Origin of the sequence: Pseudomonas sp. Z1-29, from assembly GCF_051131995.1 — a bacterium.
Taxonomy (GTDB): Bacteria; Pseudomonadota; Gammaproteobacteria; order Pseudomonadales; family Pseudomonadaceae; genus Aquipseudomonas.
This window is the reverse complement of record NZ_CP071645.1, coordinates 3,214,578-3,232,021: the sequence shown is the minus strand read 5'-3', so window position 1 is coordinate 3,232,021 and position 17,444 is coordinate 3,214,578. Positions and strand designations below refer to the sequence as shown.

At 62.7% G+C, this 17,444-nt stretch carries 13 protein-coding genes and 2 pseudogenes; 7 read left to right on the top strand and 8 right to left on the bottom strand.

Annotated features, from left to right (window positions below):
• Positions 1–92: 92 nt before the first annotated feature.
• From J3P84_RS14670 to J3P84_RS14645, 6 genes are all read right to left on the bottom strand, one after another.
• Complete coding sequence (locus J3P84_RS14670; RefSeq protein WP_434623888.1) at positions 93–1,004, bottom strand: LysR family transcriptional regulator; 912 nt, start codon at positions 1,002–1,004, stop codon at positions 93–95.
• Positions 1,005–1,218: 214 nt separating this feature from the next.
• Positions 1,219–2,421 (bottom strand): NAD(P)/FAD-dependent oxidoreductase, encoded by a 1,203-nt coding sequence (locus tag J3P84_RS14665; RefSeq protein ID WP_434623886.1) that lies wholly within the window; start codon positions 2,419–2,421, stop codon positions 1,219–1,221.
• A 979-nt stretch (positions 2,422–3,400) separates the two neighbouring features.
• On the bottom strand, positions 3,401–3,775 hold the full coding sequence (locus J3P84_RS14660; protein WP_434623884.1) for a response regulator transcription factor: 375 nt from the start codon (positions 3,773–3,775) through the stop codon (positions 3,401–3,403).
• 100 nt (positions 3,776–3,875) lie between these two features.
• Positions 3,876–4,526, bottom strand: coding sequence for a response regulator transcription factor (locus J3P84_RS14655; protein WP_434623882.1), 651 nt, complete (start codon positions 4,524–4,526; stop codon positions 3,876–3,878).
• Between the two features lie 19 nt (positions 4,527–4,545).
• Entirely contained in the window at positions 4,546–5,616 is a 1,071-nt protein-coding gene (locus tag J3P84_RS14650; protein WP_434623880.1) for a sensor histidine kinase, read from the bottom strand.
• A 348-nt stretch (positions 5,617–5,964) separates the two neighbouring features.
• Positions 5,965–6,984 carry a GlxA family transcriptional regulator gene (locus J3P84_RS14645; RefSeq protein WP_434623878.1) on the bottom strand — a complete coding sequence of 340 codons (1,020 nt, stop codon included), beginning with the start codon at positions 6,982–6,984 and terminating at the stop codon, positions 5,965–5,967.
• 209 nt (positions 6,985–7,193) lie between these two features.
• Between J3P84_RS14645 and J3P84_RS14640 the strand changes: the two genes are divergently transcribed.
• From J3P84_RS14640 to J3P84_RS14620, 5 genes are all read left to right on the top strand, one after another.
• Positions 7,194–8,195, top strand: coding sequence for an ABC transporter substrate-binding protein (locus tag J3P84_RS14640; RefSeq protein ID WP_434623876.1), 1,002 nt, complete (start codon positions 7,194–7,196; stop codon positions 8,193–8,195).
• Between the two features lie 99 nt (positions 8,196–8,294).
• The gene (locus J3P84_RS14635) at positions 8,295–9,266 is read left to right on the top strand and encodes a helix-turn-helix domain-containing protein (RefSeq protein WP_434604814.1); all 972 of its coding nucleotides are present in this window, start codon (positions 8,295–8,297) and stop codon (positions 9,264–9,266) included.
• A gap of 71 nt (positions 9,267–9,337) precedes the next feature.
• Complete coding sequence (locus J3P84_RS14630; protein WP_434623874.1) at positions 9,338–10,270, top strand: SphA family protein; 933 nt, start codon at positions 9,338–9,340, stop codon at positions 10,268–10,270.
• A 9-nt stretch (positions 10,271–10,279) separates the two neighbouring features.
• Complete coding sequence (locus J3P84_RS14625) at positions 10,280–11,530, top strand: MFS transporter (protein ID WP_434623872.1); 1,251 nt, start codon at positions 10,280–10,282, stop codon at positions 11,528–11,530.
• 17 nt (positions 11,531–11,547) lie between these two features.
• Entirely contained in the window at positions 11,548–13,011 is a 1,464-nt protein-coding gene (locus J3P84_RS14620) for an amidase (protein WP_434623870.1), read from the top strand.
• Positions 13,012–13,163: 152 nt separating this feature from the next.
• On the opposite strand, the gene J3P84_RS14615 is transcribed toward J3P84_RS14620, so the two are convergent.
• Positions 13,164–14,651 (bottom strand): aldehyde dehydrogenase family protein, encoded by a 1,488-nt coding sequence (locus tag J3P84_RS14615; RefSeq protein WP_434623868.1) that lies wholly within the window; start codon positions 14,649–14,651, stop codon positions 13,164–13,166.
• An 85-nt stretch (positions 14,652–14,736) separates the two neighbouring features.
• On the opposite strand from J3P84_RS14615, the pseudogene J3P84_RS14610 reads away from it, so the two are divergent.
• Positions 14,737–15,522: pseudogene (locus tag J3P84_RS14610) on the top strand (PAS domain-containing protein); the annotation flags it as partial.
• Between the two features lie 105 nt (positions 15,523–15,627).
• A pseudogene (locus J3P84_RS14605) lies at positions 15,628–15,819 on the top strand (methyl-accepting chemotaxis protein); the annotation flags it as partial.
• 15 nt (positions 15,820–15,834) lie between these two features.
• Here the strand turns inward: J3P84_RS14605 and J3P84_RS14600 are convergent.
• On the bottom strand, positions 15,835–17,163 hold the full coding sequence (locus tag J3P84_RS14600; protein WP_434623866.1) for an alginate export family protein: 1,329 nt from the start codon (positions 17,161–17,163) through the stop codon (positions 15,835–15,837).
• Positions 17,164–17,444: the final 281 nt, after the last annotated feature.

Genomic DNA, 17,444 nt, shown 5'->3' with positions numbered 1-17,444 from the left:
GGTGGACCCTGTCAGGCTTTTTTGGGGCTGCTTCGCAGCCCAGCGGGAGCAAGCTCCCTCGCCACGGGGGAGCGGCTGGGCGCAAGGGTGGGCTACGCCAGCCACTCGCCGAACTGCTCCTTGCAATAATCCACGAACAGCTGCGCCGGCTTGGTCAAGTGCGCGCGCTTGAGCCAGCCGGCCACCAGCGCTGAACCTGTCACGTCCTCGGCGATGTTGACGCACACCACTCGCTGCCCGTCGTAGGTGCAGCTCGATTGCGGCCGCGTAACCAGCACGGCGAAGCCGAATCCCTGACCGACCATGCCGCGCACCATCTCGATGGAGGGCGAACTGAAGACAATGTTCGGCGTCAGGCCCAGTTCTTCGAAGATACTCACGAAATAGGTCCGGCTGGGCTGCACGTCCAACAGGATCATCGGTTCGAGCGCCAGGTCCCGCAATGACACCTGGCCCTGATCGGCGAAACGATGCCCCTCCGGCAGCAATGCATAGGGCCGCTGCGGCGCGGTGAGCGCTTCGGTTTCGATGGTGCTGTCGAGATCGTGCTCATAAAAAATCGCCAGGTCGAAACGTCCCCCCGTCAGGCCCTGGACCAGCTCCTGCTGTTCGCCATCCTGTACGCGGATTTCCACCCCGGGAAAACGCTCTCGGAACCCGGCGATCAGCCGTGGCAAGTAGAGCGGGGCGACGGTCTCGAAGCAGCCGATGTCGATCTGCCCGCTGATCACATCGTTGTCCGCCAGCGCGTTCTGTTCGAACTCCCGGGCCATGCGCAGCAGTTCCTGGGCCTTGCGATAGAAACGCGCACCGGCGGGCGTCAGCGAGACGCCCTGAGCGTGATGGCGGATCAGCAATTGCACGCCGAAACTGTCCTCCAGGCCTTTTACCGCCGTGGCAATCGATGGCTGGGCGATGTACAGCTTGCGCGAGGCTTCGGCGACGCTGCCGCATTCCACGGTGGTCACGAAGTACTTCAACTGACGCAGGGAGTAGGACGCCACAACACACCTCGATCCGGATTTTTGCCTACCTTACCGTGTGTCGCTCATACAGGGCGATGGACGTTGCAACGGATTTTGCTGGGCAGTGGCGATATCCAGGCTGGCTTGCCGCGCGGGTAGAAAAAACGCCCGCCGAAACAAACTTGGCAGGCGTCTGGGAAAGACCGGCGCAGAAGGACTGGCCGGGCCGGGCGCGTGAATCAGGCGAGAGGAATCAGGCTACGGGAATCGATGGATCGGCTGCGGCCAGGGCGGTTGCCCGATCGGCGGCGGGCGGGTAGATCCACACCGAATTGATCTGGGTCTTGAGCTCCTTGGCTTCCTCGCCAACCAATTTGAGCTGGCGGTACCAGCCTTCGGTGTACACCGCGCCCCAGGCGCCCAGGTCCAGGCACGTCACGTACTTGGGCTGGCTGTAGGTCATCGGCGCGACGCCGAGCAGGTCGGCGGCAACGTTGTTGCCCGCATAACGACCCAGGGCGATGGCATGCTGGCAGGACATGACCGCGTAGTTGCCCAAGTCGTCGGTGGCGGCATAGGCCACGTCGCCGCTGGCGTAGATATCGTTCTGCCCGAGCACCTTCAAATGCCCGTCGACATGCAGCCGGCCCTGGCGGTCGCGGGTTGCGGGCACCTGTTCGGTGAGAGGGCTCGCGCGAAAGCCTACGGTCCAGATAACGGTGCTGGACTCGATGCGCTGGCCATCCGAGAGGGTGACACCGCCGGCATCCACCGATTCGACCGAGGCATTGAGGATCCACTCGATGCCCAGGTGCTCGGACGCTTCGATGATCGAAGGGCTGATTCCCTCACCCAGTGCCGCACCGATTTTCGGCCCGCGGTCGACCACGATCACACGGACATCGGCGTCGCTGCCGAGGACGGCGCGCAGGCGGGCGGGCATTTCGGTGGCGGTTTCGATGCCGGTGAAACCACCGCCTGCGACGACGACGGTATTGCGTGCGGGACTGTCCGGCAGGTTCCCGAGCGAATTGAGGTGGGCTTCGAGGCGTGTTGCCTGTTCGATCTCATCGACATCGAATGCGTGTTCAAGCATGCCTTGCAGGTCAGGGCGAACCAGCTTGCTGCCCGCGGCCAGTACCAGTCGGTCGTAGCCCAGCGTCGCGAGGCTGCCGGACACGTCGCGGTAGCTGATCTGCTTGCGGCTGACATCGATGTTCTCGGCCACGCCTTGGACGAAGTTCACGCCGACCGCATCGAACAGCGCGCCCAACGGCGCCATCATGGTATGGACGTTCGGCTCGTAGAACCGCGGGCGGATACGCAGTTCCGCCTGGGGGGCCAGGACGCTGATCTGTACGTCGTTGCGATCATGCTGGTCGAGCAGGCGGGCGGCGCTGAGTGCGCTCCATACGCCGCCGAAACCGGCGCCGACAATCAAGATGTGCTGTTTCATGATGAGCTCCCGAAGACGAAAATCGATACGTTGAATTGTTTGAGGTTTCAGCGTGACCGTGTTGCGAGGTACCCGAAGGTGTGGGGCCTGATGGTTGAAATCATCGGGCGCATTCAGCTTCGGTTCGCTGTGGGAGATGGTAGGGGGTGGCTTTGGGTTAGACACTTCTACATAGGGTCAGTGGGGGTATGCGTGGGTGTGAGGGGGGTATACGGAGGTATTAAAGGTGCTCGGGTCTTGGGTGCTGCATGCATATCCGTTGCCGCGGTCATGGCCACTTGGGGTTCCGCCCTTACGGCGGCTCACTTTTGGAAGAGCGCCAAAAGTAAGCAAAAGCGCTTTGCCCCACCACTCGGTGCCTCGCCTAGGCTCGGCATGCCCTCACTCCGGCATTGCTCCGTGGGCCGCCGCGAAGGGCCATCCATGGCCCAGCGCGGCTAACCCGGCATCCATGCCGGGTTACCCACTGCGCAATGCCTGCGTTCGGCCAGCGTGGTTAATGGGGCGCCGAGATCAAAATCAAAAGCAGGGCAAGAGCAAGAGCAAGAGCAAGAGCAAGAGCAAGAGCAAGAGCAAGAGCGGGGCACATGCTGGCACTTATGCAACTGACCCATCGCCTTCGCGAGCAGGCTCGCTCCCACAGGGTAAACGCGAACCAACCGAAATCAGGTCGGCTCTAAGGCCGCCTCGCGGTGGACGTTGATTTTGGCGCCCCATTAACCACGCTGGCTGAACGAAGGTGTTGCGCAGTGGGCACCTCGGCATGGATGCCGAGGTAGCCGCGCTGGGCCAGGGACGGCCCTTCGCGGCGGCCCACGGAGCAATGCCTTCGTTCAGGCATGCCGAGCCTTAGCGAGGCACCGAGTGGTGGGGCAGAGCGTTTTTGGTTACTTTTGGCGCTCTTCCAAAAGTGACTCGCCGTAAGGGCGAAACCATAAGCCGCCATTACCGAAGAACCGGATATTCACACAAACCGCCTTCATGTCGACCGTCCAAGAATCGACTCGATGCAAGCAACTAACTCCCCACACCTGAACGGCTTGGGGAAAACCGCCACGGGACCGCAACCCCCCGGTATGGCCAGCGCGGGCACAACAGGCAGGCCCGTGATGAAAACAAGCGGAATGTCGATCCCTCGGGCATAGAGCTCATCGCACAACTGAATGCCCGTCATGCCCGGCATTTGTATGTCCGACAGCACGCACGCGGTGTTTTCAAACCCGGCTGAAGACAGGAAGGCGACGGCACTGGCATAAGTCCTGACGCGATACCCGTGAGAGCGCAGCAAACCATCCAATGCAACTCGAACCGATTCATCGTCATCGATAACAGCAATAAGTGCAGTGTCGGACATTTCGAAACCTGGCAGTAATATCAGGTCGCTATTAAAGCGCCCCTATCACTGCAAGATACGCTGTCCAAAAGCCGCGCCTAGTATACGTGGGTATGAACTTTCAACGATCGTGGCCCGGTTCCAGGGCCTGGGCCATGCGCACCAGGTCGGCAAACGAACGCGCAGCCATCTTGCGCATGGCCTGGCCTCGGTGGATCTTGACGGTGATCTCGCTCAGGCCTATTTGCCCGGCGATCTGCTTGTTCATCAGGCCCGACGCTGCCAGTGCCATCACCTGACGCTCCCGGGCGGTCAACGTGGCGTAACGGTCCTGAAGCGCCTGCTGGCCACGCTCGGCTTCGCGGCGCAGTCGGTCGCGCTGATGGGCGGCGGACACCGCATCGATCAGGTCCTGTTCGCGAAACGGCTTGGTCAGGAAATCCACCGCGCCAGCCTTCATGGCCCGCACGGTCATGGCAATGTCGCCATACCCGGTCATGAATACGATCGGCAGATGAATTCCGGCATTCGCCAACTGCTGTTGGAAGTCCAGCCCGCTGGTGCCGCGAAGGCGCACATCGAGCAACAGGCAGCTGGGTGCGTCGGGACGTGGATGGCCCATGAAGTCCGTCACCGAGTCGAACAGTTCGACCAACAGGCCAATGGACCGCAGCAGACTGCGAAGGGCTTCGCGTAACGATGCGTCGTCGTCGACCACGTAGACAATCGGTTCATGGGCGAGGGCAGGGGGCATGGCGTGGCTTGGGTTCATGGCAGGGGGCCGCAACAGGTCAGGCTTTGGCTAACAACGGCAACGAAAAGGTGAACGAGGTGCCTTGGCCTGCCTCGCTGGTAGCCCAGATCCTGCCGCCATGGAAATCGATGATCGAGCGACAGATCGACAGGCCTATGCCAAGGCCGTTTTCCCGGGTGGTAAAAAACGGGTTGAACAATGAGGGCAGTGTCTCGGCCGTGATGCCGATTCCCCGGTCCGTCACCGCCAGCAGCACGGCGTGCGCGTGCGTCCAGGTGCGCACGTAAAGGATTCGGTCGCGCACCGGGAGCGTTTCCATGGCGTGGCAAGCGTTGGAGACCAGGTTGATGATCACCTGCTGCAGCTGGACCCGATCGGCGTCGACCAGGCTTGCCGCCGTCAGGTCTACTTTCAGGCTGACTTGGTGCTGAGCCAGCTGATGGCGCACCAGATCCAGTGTTTCGCTGACGATTTCGTCCAGTCGCTCGGGCCGGCGCAGAGGGTCGCATTTGCGCGCCATCGCCCGGGTCCGATTGATGACTTCACTGGCGCGGCACGCGTTGGCGACGATCCGGTCCAGCGAGTCGAGGGCCTCCTTGAGGTCGGGCACCGGACGGTCCAGCCAGCGGCGACAGGCTTCGCCGCTGCTGGTAATGGCCGTCAACGGCTGGTTCACTTCATGGGCGATGGAGGCGGCCATTTCCCCCAGGTACGTCAGCCGCGTGGCATGGGCCAACTGCGCCTGGGCTTCGATCAGGTAGGCCTGGTTATGCCGCAGGCGGTCCGAGGCATGCTTGCTGCGCAGTGCGAGAAACGCGATGGCCGACAGGGCCGTCAGGCAACGGAAGAACCCGGTCGTCGATTCCCAGCGGTGGTAACCGCCGTTGTACAGGAACATCGCCGTCAGCAGGAACATGCACAGCAGCGCAACGGTGATCACCAGGTTGATTGAAAACAGGTTGGCCGCCATCAGCAGCAAGGTGATGTACAGCAGCGTCGGCGCCAGGTCGGAATGGGTTTCGGAATTGATGATGACAATCCCGCAGGCCACGACCAGGCCGACCGCCCAGCCCAGGGCGTTGACCAGCGGGTGAGGGCTGATGCCCATTGAGGGGCTCGACGCCTTCGGGGATGGGTGATACCGAAGGCTGTCGTAGATGCTTTTGAACATCATGGCGGGTGTGGGCACGCTGCAACCTTTCTTTTGTCTTGTCGGTCCGGTCCCGGTGGCGGTGGACACGGGGGCATCGTCTTGAATCTTAAAAGCTGCCCCTTGCCTCGGGGTAGGACATAAAACCCTGAAATCCTGCCAGACCGGGCACTCGTCCTGAGGCACTTCCCATAATGACCCGGAAGAACCCTGGCTCCGTTCACGCTGCTGTGCGTTCATCGGCGAGCAGGCCGAAGCACAGGCGCAAGCCAGGTGCGTAGCCTGACGCGACAGCGCGGTTCAAGCTCAGCGGGAGAACCGGTTGCGATAGTCCCGTGGTGAAATCGAGAGGTGGCGTTGGAAGGTGTAACGCATCCGTTCTTCGTCGCCGAAGCCGCACGAACGGGCAATCTGATCGATGTTGCGCTCGGAGTCCTCCAGCAGTCGTCTGGCCGCTTCGAGCCGGAACATCTCGACGGCCTTGGCCGGGGTGCGTCCGGTCTGGCGCTTGTAGACCCGGGCGAAGTTGCGCGGGCTCATGCGCGCTTGCCGGGCCAGGCGCTCGATGCTCAGGTCGGCCTCATCCAGGTGTTCGGCGAGCCAGGCGTGCAGTTCATCGAATCCGGCGCTGTCCTGGGTCTGTGCCAGCAGCAACTGGCTGAACTGCGCCTGCCCACCGGGGCGCTTGAGAAACACCACCAGTTCCCGGGCCACTTGCAGCGCGACATCGCGACCACAATCGGCTTCCACCAAGGCCAGGGCCATGTCGATGCCGGCGCTGACGCCCGCCGAGGTCCAGACGCTGTCCTGCTGGATAAAAATCGCGTCGAGGTCCACTTCGATCAAGGGGAAGCCACTCTTGAGCATTTCGCACATGGCCCAGTGCGTGGCGGCGCGGCGGCCGTCGAGCAAGCCGGCCTGGGCCATGAGGAAGGTCCCGCTGCACACCGAAGCGGTGCGGCGGGCCTTGGTCGAGGCCGCGCGCAGCCAGTCCACCAGCTCGACGCAGTCGATCATCGCCTGGCGGATGTTCGGCGCGCCAGGCACGATCAGCGTGTCGATGACGGCGTTGTCGAACTCACCCAGGGCGCAGGTTTGCACGACCAGCCCTTCGGCGGTCTGCATCAGGCCGCCTTCAAGGCTGGCGGTGTGCATCCGGTAGCCGGGCAGGCCACGTTCGGTCATGGCTTTGGTGGCCGCCCAGAACACCGTCTGGGCGCCGGTCAGGTCGAGCAGGCCCATCTGCGGATAGGCGAGGAACACCAGCGCGCGCGGTCGGGATACGGACTCGGCGGCAATGCGGATGTCACAGGTCATCTCGTTCATGGTCGCGCGGCTCGTTTCAAGAATGGGCAGGTTCGGAGGGGGCAGCGGCTGCGCCTCGGTGTCCCTGGGTGATTAATCCTCCGCCCGGATAATGTCAAGTCGGCCGCGTTGAATCTTCAGGTGCTATCGTTATGCGATACAGGTATTTAAATTTTATTTTTTATAGCTTTAAAGTCGGCGCCTGAATTTATCCATAAGAGGCCACGGCTATGACGTTCAAGCGTCCCGTACTTTTTCTTTCCCTGGCGGCGAGCCTGCTGGTCGGGCCGCAGGCGCATGCCGAAGGCAAGATCAGCATCGCCCAGCAATTCGGCATCGGTTATCTGATCCTGGACGTCGTGCGTGACCAGCAGCTCATCGAGAAACATGGCAAGGCCCAGGGCCTGGACATCAAGGTGGATTGGAACAGCATCTCCGGCGCCACCGCCATGAACGAAGCGTTGCTGACCGGCGCCCTCGACGTGGTGTCGGCCGGGGTGCCGCCGATGCTGACGATCTGGGATCGGACCCGGGGCAAGCAGAACGTCAAGGCCATCGCCTCGCTGGGCTCGATGCCCAACTACCTGTTGACCAACAACCCCGGGATCAAGACGCTCAAGGACTTCACCGACAAGGATCGGATCGCGGTTCCGGCGGCGGGTGTCGGCTTCCAGTCGCGCACATTGCAGATCGAGACGGCCAAGGTGTTCGGCGATGAGCACTACAAGAAATTCGACGACATCTCGGTCAGCCTCCCGCACCCGGACGCCACGGCCGCGTTGATCGCGGGCAAGTCGGAAATCAATTCGCACTTTTCCAGCCCGCCGTTCCAGTACCAGGCGTTGCAGAACCCCAACGTGCACAAAGTCCTCAGCTCCTATGAGGTGCTCGGCGGGCCGGCCACATTCAACGTGCTCTACACCACGGAGAAATTCCACGACGAAAACCCGAAGACCTACAAGGCGTTCTACGCCGCGCTGGTCGAAGCCCAGAACATCATCAAGGCCGACAAACCTGCCGCCGCCCAGACGTATATCCGGGTAGAGCAATCCAAGCTGCCATTGGCCCTGGTGGAGAAGATCGTCAGCGACCCGGAAATCGATTTCACCGTGGTCCCGCAACGCACCTATATCTACGCCGACAAACTGCATGAGCTGGGTGTATTGAAGAACAAGGCCGACAGCTGGAAGGACTACTTCTTTGAAGAAGCCCACGGCGGCGCAGGCAGCTGACTAGCCGTTTTCGGCACAATCGAGCGAGTCACCCGGGAGACGGAATGGAACTTGCCTGATCTTCGATCCATAACCCTGGAATCAGCGAAGGTCGGGTGAATGAACGACGACATGGCGGACGGGTTGCCGACGCGGCCGATCAATCGGTTCCGCACCGGCGACATCGACGAGCACGCGCGGAACATGGGCGGCTGGCAGGTGAGCTACGACCAACTGACGCCAGGACGCTTCGAAGGCGAGTTGATCGAGTTCCGTGCAGATTGGATGCAACTGGTGCGCGACCGCTCTAATCAGGCCATGACCAAGCGCGGCATGGCATGGGAGGGCGCGATTACCTTCAGCGTACCGTTGCGCGCTGACGGGCCGGTGTTCTGCTGCGGGCACCCGATTGTCGAGCCGAGCCTGATGGTCGCCCACGGCCGCAACCTGCCGGACCTGCGCACACCCCAGCACTTGGACCTGCTCGGCGTCGCCGTCAAGGAGCAGGCCCTGGAGCACCTGCTGGAGCGCCAGGGCAGCGACTTTCGAATTACCGATCTTCCCAAGTGTTACCGTCTCGGCGATTCGACCTTGCCCGCTGAGCTGGCGGCGCTCTTCGACGAACTCGAAGGGGGCGGCCAGGGGCATGAGTCATTGTTGGGCTTCGAGTCGATCCGCCGTGGCCTGCGCGATACGGTGATGCTGCACCTGCTGGAGCTGGTGGCGCCCGACCAGGCGCCGCCGCTGACCCCGACGGCCCGCAAGCGCATGGTCGACCGGGCCCGGGAATATGCCCTGGCCCATGTCGACGAGCCGCTGTCGATCCTCGACCTGTGCAACCACATTGGCGCCAGCCGGCGTAAATTGCAGTACTGCTTCCAGGAAACCCTGGGCATCAACCCGGTGGCCTATTTAAGGGCGCTGCGCCTCAATGCCGTGCGCCGGGAGCTGCGCGCTGGCGACCAGGCCAGGGGCGTGCAGGAGGTGGCGGCACGCTGGGGCTTCTGGCACCTGAGCCGTTTCTCCAGCGACTATCGGACCCTGTTCGGCGAAACCCCTTCACAAACCCTGCGGCGCACGCATCTGTGCTGAAAACGGATAACGGCTGGCGGACCGGCTCCCTAGGATGACCCCATCACCACATGGTTGGGATGGGGCATTCGATGAATCAGAATAAAAAGAAAAACCTGCGGCATTTTACGTGGCTCACCCTGGGGCTTTTCGGCGCCTGCGCCGTGGCCAACGCTACCGAGAACGGTGCGCCGACCACTGCGTTCGGCGTCTACGACTTCGGTGCCGGCATGATGCCGCCGGCCACGCCCTTCGGGACGGTCGGGCTGCGTACTGCGTTCTATTCGGCCAATGTGCAGAAAGACCGTCATGGTCGCTCGGTGGACAACAACCTGTCCCTCGATGTGCTGTCGATCGGCGTCGCCTACATGCACATGACCGATTCCACCGTGCTCGGCGCCAAGTACGGCTATGGCGCGGTAGTGCCGTTCTTCCAGATGGACGCCTCGGTAAGGGTGCAGACGCCGGTCGGTCCGCTGAACCTCGAAGCCGATCCGTTTCGCATGGCCGACATCCAGGTATTGCCCGTCATCCTGCAATGGACGTTGTCGCCAAACCTGTTCGTCAACGCGCAATTCCAGATCCAGACCCCGACGGGCGATTACGACGAGGACCGGCTGATCTCGCCGGGCCTGAACCACTGGACGTTCTCGCCGATCCTCAACGCGACCTATATCTCAGACACCGGCTTCGAGGTGTCCTCCAGCTTCGAAGTCGATGTGAACACTCGCAACCCTGCCACCGACTACAAAAGCGGCGTCGAGTATCGCCATGAATTCGCCGTCGGCCAGCATGTCGGCCCCTGGACGCTGGGTGTGGGCGGCTACTACTACCGCCAGTTCACCGACGACGATGCTCCAGGGCTTGAGGCGGGCAATCGCGCCCGGGTACTCGCGGTCGGGCCGGCGGTGAGTTATTTCAAGCCCGGCGTGCCGCCGATCTGGCTGCACGTCTACAAGGAATTCGACGCGCGAAACCGCGCTGAGGGCTACACCACGGCCCTGCGCATTTCTCACAGTTTCTAGGGGGACGTCATGAACTCATCAAACTCCATTTCAACGGCGTCGCCGCGTCAGGCAGTTGGCCGGCGTGAAGGGTTGGTGCTGATGCTCGGCAGCAGCCTGACCATCATGGGCTCGGTAATGGTCACGCCGATTCTTCCCAGGCTGGCCGCCGAGTTCGGCCCCGTCGAGCCTCGCGCCGATTTGTTGGTGCCGCTGGCAATCACCGGGCCCGCCCTGGCGATTGCGCTTTGCGCGCCCCTGGCCGGCTGGTTGGCCGACCGGGTCGGACGCAAGGCCTTGCTGGTGGTGGCGACATTGCTCTACGCCTTGCTCGGCGCGTTGCCGGCGTTGCTCGACAACCTGCCGGCGATTGTCGGCGCGCGCTTGCTGTTTGGCTGCGCGGAGGCGGCGGTGATGACCTGCTGCGCGACTTTGATTGCCGACTATTGGCACGGCGAGGAACGCTTGCGCTACGTCAACCGCCAAGTGGTGACGATAGGCCTGGTGGGGGCGCTGTTTTTTGTCGTCGGTGGAGCGCTTGGAGAGCACTCGTGGCGCTCGCCGTTCCTTCTTTACCTGCTGCCGTTGTTGTTGGTGCCGGCCATGATGAAAGTCTTGTGGGAACCGCCGGTGAGCAAGCTGCAAACCGCCGAGCGCCTCGATGAGGCGGCACCGACCAAGGTCGCGGTGCCGCAACTGCTGGTTGGCTATCTGATGATTGTGTGCGGCATGGTCCTGACCATTGTCATGCCGATCCAGGCGCCGACGTTGCTGGTCAGCCTTGGCGTGACCTCCAGCACCCTGATCGGCCTGGCGGCGGGGTTGAGCCTGTTGGCAACGCTCGTCGGCTCGTTGACCTGGCCGTTGCTGCGCCGCCGATTCGGCATCGCCGGTTGCAACGCCCTGTTGCTGGCGTTGATGGGGCTTGGGCTGTGCCTGCTGGTTCGAGCGCAAAGCTACAACGCGGTGCTGCTGGCCGTATTCGTCCAGGGGCTGGGTGCCGGGCTGCTGGTGCCGAACGTAATGGCGCCGGTGATGAACGCCTTGACCGCCAGCACCCGCGGGCGGGGCCTGGGCGGCTTCACCTCGTTTCTCTATTTCGGCCAGTTCGTCAGCCCGTTGGTGGTGGCTGCCGTAGGTGTATTTACCGGAGACCTTCGTCAATCGATCCAATGGCTGGCCTTCGCCAGTCTTGCGGCGGCGCTGCTATGGGTGGCCGTCGGTTTGCGCACGCGTGGGCACGGCCGGGCGAACGTCGCCGGATCACGTCAATCGTCATGAAACAAGGAGTCTGAACCATGAGTCTGCAAGACATACATCAATTGATGGACACCCAAGACGCCGTTGCACTGGCCGAGTGGGTCAGGCGTGGCGAGGTCCAGCCCGGGGAACTGCTGGAGGCGGGCATCGAACGTCTGGAACAGGTCGAGCCACAACTCAATGCCGTGGCGGAACGGCTGTACGAGTCGGCGCGGGAGGCGGTGTGTGGACCGCAAGTCCGGCAGGGACTGTTGGCGGGCGTTCCAACCTTGATCAAGGATTTGTTCTCGCCGGTCCAGGGGGCAGCGATGACCAACGGCTCCCGTTCGCTGGGGGCCTGCCGCGCAGACTTCGAATCGGAAGTGGTGACACGCCTGAGACAGGCCGGATGCGTGATGATGGGCACCAGCACTTCGCCTGAGTTTGGCACGTCCTACTCCACCGAATCGACACGTTTTGGCGCCACGCGAAACCCTTGGAACACCGAGCGCAGCGCGGGCGGCTCCAGCGGTGGCGCGGCGGCGCTGGTGGCGGCCCGGGTGGTGCCGTTCGCCCATGGCAACGATGGCGGCGGTTCGTTGCGGGTGCCGGCGTCCTGCTGTGGCGTGTTCGGCTTCAAGCCCAGCCGCGGCCTGATGCCGTCAGGTCCGATAATGGGCGAGGGCTGGGCAGGAATGGGCACGCCCCACGTTATCACCTTGTCGGTGCGTGACAGCGCCGCGCTGCTGGACGCCACCGCCGGAATCGACTTGGGAGCGCCGTATGCCGCACCGGTCCAGGTCCAGCCTTATGTGACGGCGCTGCTGCGTGATCCGAAGCCGTTGCGTATTGCCTTGGTCGAACAGCTCGGCCCCTGGGCCACCTCCCAGCAAAGCGTGCAGGCGGTGAACGAGGCCGCCAGGTTGTGTGAAGCCTTGGGCCACCGCGTCGAACCGGTGAAACTGCCGGTGGTGCTGCCTGATTTTTATGATCAGGTTTTCACCATCATTGGCGCAAGCACGCGCCGTTACGTCGACCTGCTGGGCCAGATGCGTGGGTCTGCGGTGCAGGCGGAGGAACTGGAAGTGCGCACCCGGATCATCCTGCGGGACAAAGGCAACGTCAGCGGCGCCCAGTACGTCGGCGCGGTGGAATGGATTCATGCGCTGGGCCGCCAGTTGGCGGTGTTCATGCAGGACTACGACGTGATCCTTTCCCCGGTCCTGACCCGCGAACCGGTGATGATTGGCGAGCTCAACGTTGACGACGTCTGCATGAGCCTTGAAGCGCTCATCGAGCGATTCCACAGCTACTCGCCGTTCACGGCGCTGTTCAACGCCAGCGGCCAGCCGGCGATGTCGGTACCGTTGTCCTGGAACGCAAACGGCCTGCCGCTGGGCGCGCATTTTGCCGGGCGGTTCGGCGAAGAAAGCACCTTGCTGGCCCTGGCCGCCCAACTGGAACGCGCCCAGCCGTGGCGCGGGCGTGTACCGCCGGTCAATGCTCACCGGATAAAAACCTGACGCAAAATCTACCGTGGCGAGGGAGCTTGCTCCCGCTGGACTGCGCAGCAGGCCCAAGCTTGCGGTCGCTACGCAACCGAGCGGGAGCAAGCTCCCTCGCCACGGGTATATGCGTCTGTTGGGCGCCGGATTCTATCCGGTGCCCAACATACTCAATACCGAATCATCACCGACTTCAGCTCGGTGTAGTCATCGATGAACGCGCTGCCGAACTCCCTGCCGATACCCGAAGACTTGCTCCCGCCGAATGGCACGGCGGGGTCGAGCAGGGTGTGCATGTTCACCCAGACGGTGCCGGCTTCAATGGCGGGCACCATGCGCAGGGCCTTGCCCAGGTCGTTGGTCCAAAGGCTGGCGCTCAGCCCGTAGGGCGAGTCGTTCATCAGGTCGAGCAGTTCCTCCTCGGTGTCGTAGGGCAGGAAGGTGGCGATCGGGCCGAAGGTTTCTTCATTGAGCAGCGCATCATCTCGATGGTTGGCGAGGATGATGGTCGGCTCGACATAGCAGCCAGGCCTGTCGATCAGCTTGCCGCCGTGAACAATCGTGTTGTTCTGTGCCCGCGCCCTGGCGAAATACTCGCCGAGTTTCTGCTGATGCTGACGGTTGGTCACCGGACCGAATTGCGTGGCTTCATCCAGCGGCGAGCCGATGCTGAGCTGACTCAGGCGTTCGGCGAGCTTGCGCATGATCGGTTCGATCTGCGAGCGGTGGACAAAGAACCGCTCGGCCGCCGCGCAAATCTGCCCGGAGTGCAGGAAACCTGCCTCGATGATGCCATTGACCGCCACCTCGGGGTCCACATCTGGCAGGAATCCCGCAGCGTTCTTGCCACCCAGTTCCAGTGTCGCCCGGGTCAGTCCGGCGCCCATCGCCGCCTGGCCCACGGCGATGCCGGTAGGCACCGAGCCGGTGAACGATACCTTGTTGGTGCCTGGATGCTCAATCAAGCCCTTGCCCACCAGACCGCTACCCGTCACTACATTCAACGCGCCCGCCGGCAGGCCCGCTTCCATGGCCAGTTCAGCGATGCGCAGGATAGTCAGCGGAGTGAACTCGCTGGGCTTGATGATAATGCTGCAACCGGTCACCAACGCCGAGGCGAGTTTCCAGATGGCGATCATCGTCGAAAAATTCCACGGCACGATGCCGACCACCACGCCCACCGGTTCGCGCAGGGTGAACGCCGTGTAGCGTTCGCCGGCGAAGGAGGGCAGCGACGGGGTGATGGTCTGGCCGCTGATCTTGGTCGCCCAGCCGGCGTAGTAACGCAAGAAGTGCGCAGCCTGGTCGACTTCGAAGGCGCGGGAGATATGGATGATCTTGCCGGATTGGCAGGTTTCGATCTGTGCCAGCTCCTCGCGGTGTTGCTCCATCAGGTCCGCCAGTTTCAGCAATACATGCCCGCGAACCGCCGGGGCGGCCTGGGACCATTGCTTGAAACCGCGCCGGGACGACTCGACCGCCGCATCGATATCGCCAGGACCGGCGTCGCAGACCTGGGCGATGACCTGGCCCGTGGCTGGGTTGATCACGTCCAGGGTCTGTCGGCTCTGGCTTTCGACATAAGCACCGTCGATGAACAGCGCGTGGTGTCGGCCAAGGAAGGCTTGGACCTCGGGCAGCAGGGCAATATCGCTCATGGTAAGTTCCTGTTCGCAGGCAAGGGAAAGCCCCGAGACTAACCCTTGGGAGGCCGGGCGGGCTTGACCGTGTCTGCCGCGTCGCATGTCTGTGGCTGCCATTTTTGCGGTTGGCAGGCACAAGCAAAACCTGTGCAGACAGATGCAAGCCTGCACCGCCCGTTTGCGGTCAGATCAGTGCTTCGAATCAATGGCACAGGGGCAGAAAATGTTTCTCCAGACCGGCAAGCAGAAATTGGCGTTGATCGAGCAGGTGCGGCGGGTACTGGCTGGCGAAGCCGATGACGCGCCTGCGCTCGTGGCCTATCCGCAACTGCGGGCCAGTCTTGAACAACACGCCCGGCAAACAGCGGATGCGGCTGAACGTTTACGCCAGGCCGAGGGCCAAGTGAACGAGCAGGCATCAAGACACCGGCAAATCGACCAGGCGTATGCGTTGGCTCGCCAACAACTGGCTCAGGCAGGAGAGCGTGAGCAAAAGCTTCAGGCACGGCTTGAGCAGCTTGAGCGGCAATCCCGACAGCACTTTCAGGAGGCGCAGATCTGGGAGCTGCTGCAATCGACCCTGACCGAAGGCTGCTGGGACATCACCGTGGTCAACGGCGATTTGCAGCACCCGGCCAGCGGCATGCGCTTTTCCAGTCAGTTCCGCTCATTGCTGGGGTACGGGCCGGACGAGTTGCCGGACGGCTGGGACGCCCAGGTCGGCATCACCCATCCCGATGACCTGCCGAAGATCATGGCGATCTTTGACCGGGAGATTCCTGGCAGCCAAGGCAGTGGCGAATACGTCTTCGAATATCGGATGCGACACAAGAGTCACGATTATATCTGGTGCCGCGAGCGTGGCCGCGCCGTGCGCGACGCCCAAGGGCGACTGGTCCGGGTGCTGGGCGCGGTGCGGGACATCAGTGATGAGCGTTCGGCCCAGTCTACCCACCAGCGCATGCTGGAGCAGAACCAGGTCACTTACGCGCAGATCGCCACGGTGGTGGGCGTGATCAAGGGCATCGCTGACCAGACCAACCTGCTGGCCTTGAACGCGGCGATTGAAGCGGCCAGGGCGGGCGAGGTCGGGCGCGGCTTTTCGGTGGTGGCCGACGAGGTGCGCAAGCTGGCGGAAAGTACCCGCCAGGCCACGCACCAGATCCAGACCATGTTGCATCAGCACAAGGGCTGACGCTCAGAACGGAACCGCCACCACTAACTGGCTGTACACATTGGTGCCGTTGCCGCCCACCTGATTGCCTCCGTTGCTGGCGTCTTTCTCTGGCTTGTACAGGCCCAGCAGCGGCGTGATGATCAGGTGCTCATCGGCTGCCCATTCGACGTACAGGTCCAGCTCACGACCGTAGAGGTTCAGCGCTTGAGCGGTGTGCAAGGTCTTGTAGTCGAAAAACAATGCGCCGATCGTCACGGTCTCGGTTGGCTTGAGCTTGAGGCCGGCGTGCTGGATGGCTGTGTTGCTGTTGAACGGGCCGGCGTAATTGCCCGCCACTTCGCCTTGGAACCAGGTGCCATAACCTCGGTTCGTGCCGGTGAACATCGAGTCCCAGTTTTTCGAATAACGGCTGTAGCGATAGGTCAGGTCGGGGCTCCAGGGCAGCTCGGCGAAGGTATAGCCGGCTTCGGTGTACCAGGCTTTCTGAGGACCGGCGTCCTTGTCTTGCCAGGCGTATTCGAAGGAGAAGTGCGCATTTTTGATACCGGCATCGCCCGCACCGCGCAGGCTGTAGATGTCCATGCCGTCGCGTTGTTTCTGGAAGTCACTGGCGTAGTGCTCATCCACGTCGATGCCATGGATGTAGGTCAGCCCGAGGGTGCCGGGTGCTGCGGTGTATTCCAGGGTGCCGGCGGCCATCTCGGTGTTGGCCTGGGCGCGATTGTCGGACTTGAACCACAACAGACTCCCGTGAACGCCGTCCTTGCCGCCCAGGCGCAGCACCGCGGTCTTGTCGAAGGCGTGCCGGGCGGCGAGGTAATAGGCGCCGCCGCGATTGAGTTCGCCATCGGCCACGCCCTTGCCGACATTCAGGCCGTCGTCGTTGATGATGAAACCGTCGCCAAGGGTAATCACCTGGCGACCGAAGGACAGGTCGACGCCATCCTTGCCCAACAGCGGGAACAGATCGCCGGAGCGCCAACCGGCGAAGGCCTCATCGAATTTCGTGGTGCGTTCTGAGCCGTCGCTCAGGCCCGCCGCATCGCCATCGCCCCAGGTGCCGGAGCTGACCAGGTTGGCGGTCCCGTAGAGGTTCCCGCGGCCGTCGAGTGTCTGCTCGATACTCAGGCCATACTTGATGAAACCTTCGCGCCAGCTCGAACCGCCGGCGCTGCCGTCGTAGTTCTTGCGGCTGTTGAACAGACCGTAGACCGCGAGGAAGTTGCCGCTGACGGTGGTGTCATCGTCGGCATAAAGCTCAATGGCCTGGGCCGATGAGCCTGCCGCCAGCAAGGCGATGCCCAGGCCGATGGCCTGGCGTGGCAGGCGTGATTGACGAGTGTGCTCCATGGTGTTTTCCCCAGTGCGATAGGACAGCGGAGCGCGCATTAGGGAGAGCCTGGGCTGCGAAGTCTTTCACCAGCCTGCCAAGGTATTGATCCTGGCCGCCATGGCTGTGGCAGTGGCAGGCAGCTACAAGACCGGCGGCAGGCATGGGCAAGACGCTCGGGGCGAGGGCGGCGCACAGTGATCCTGCACGCAACGCCGTTTTAATCAGGGACTGGCTGGGGAAGGCTTGAACGCCAGTGCCCGGACGGCGGTAGCACCCATACTAAAAGTCCGTTTTTCGA